This window comes from Tenacibaculum sp. 1B UA, assembly GCF_033978845.1.
Taxonomy (GTDB): Bacteria; Bacteroidota; Bacteroidia; order Flavobacteriales; family Flavobacteriaceae; genus Polaribacter.
In genome coordinates this window covers 1-1,289 of sequence record NZ_JAKVUA010000039.1, presented here as the reverse complement: position 1 = coordinate 1,289, position 1,289 = coordinate 1, and the positions used below count along the sequence as shown (strand labels likewise).

1 protein-coding gene is annotated in these 1,289 nt (G+C 38.2%); it reads right to left on the bottom strand.

Going from position 1 to position 1,289, the window contains the following annotated elements:
• On the bottom strand, positions 1–1,289 hold a 1,289-nt coding region (locus MK851_RS15600), incomplete at both ends, for a hypothetical protein (RefSeq protein WP_320244928.1).

The following is a 1,289-nucleotide window of genomic DNA, read 5'->3' as shown; positions in this document are numbered from 1 at the left end:
CTGGTGAAACTGTAACTTCTCCTGTTAATGTTCCGAAACAAATATCTGTTACTGTAGCTACTGCCGTGAAATTAGGAGTTTCAGCATCTTTAATTTTAATAGTTTTAACTACTGAACATTCTGGTGTTGCTCCTGCATCGTAAACTGTTACGGTATATGTTCCTGCTACCGTAGGATTCAGCGTTAATGTTGTACCTGCTAAATTCGTTCTTCCTACTGCTATACTTGGTCCTGCAACTTCATAAGCATAACTACCTGAGCCTGAGGTTACTTCTAATGCTACAGCTGCTGCCATTGGTGGACTACATGTTAACTTCTTAGTCTCTTTTAACGTAAATACTAAATCTGGTGTTATTGTAACATCCGTTGGGGTACCTTCTGTACATCCATTAGAATCTACTACATTTACTGTATAAGCATCTGCTGCTAAATTGGTAAATGTATAATTTGCAGCATTCAGTATTTGCGTTTCTACTACTCCACTTCCGTTAGATAATGTATAGGTATATGTACCTGTACCTCCTGTTGCTGTTACTGATATACTTCCTCCTATTGAAGAATCACATGAATTGTCATTTTCAGTTACATTAAATGTTACTGCTGCTGGATTTGCTATGACTACTTGATCTGTTGACTCACAATATAATCCGGTAGCTCCATTTTTATCTCGTACTACTACTGTATAATCTCCTGCTGGTAAGTTCGTAAAGATATTGTTTGAACTAAACGTGTTACCTGCATAAGCAACTCCTGGGGTAGCTGTTTCTTCTAATTGATACACATAATCTCCCCAACCTCCTGATCCGGTGGCTGTAATAGTAGCATCTGAACCATTGTAACAACTTACTACTGGGTTGGCAACTCCTGTTACTGATAATGGATCTGCTGGTTCTGCAATGGTAAAGTTTGCACTTTGTGCTTCACAGAATGGACTGTTAGTTCCCATATCTATTCGTACATAGTACTCTCCTGCTACCAATCCTGTGATTGTTTCTGGTGTACCTGCTGTTCCTGTTCCTGTTACTGCCGTTGCTGTACCTGTGGTAGCATCGTAAACAATATAACTATAACCACTTGTGTATGGTGGGGTACTTGGTACAAAACTTAAGACTGCACTTCCATTATTATCTCCTTTACAATCTACATCATCTACATTGGTAATTAAAATATCAAAGGTAGGTTCTGGTTTTACCGTGTGATATACTTCTAAAATACATCCTGTTGCTGCATTGTATATCTCAATTGTATAATTATCAACTGGCACGTTATTAAATACTGCTGCATCTGCA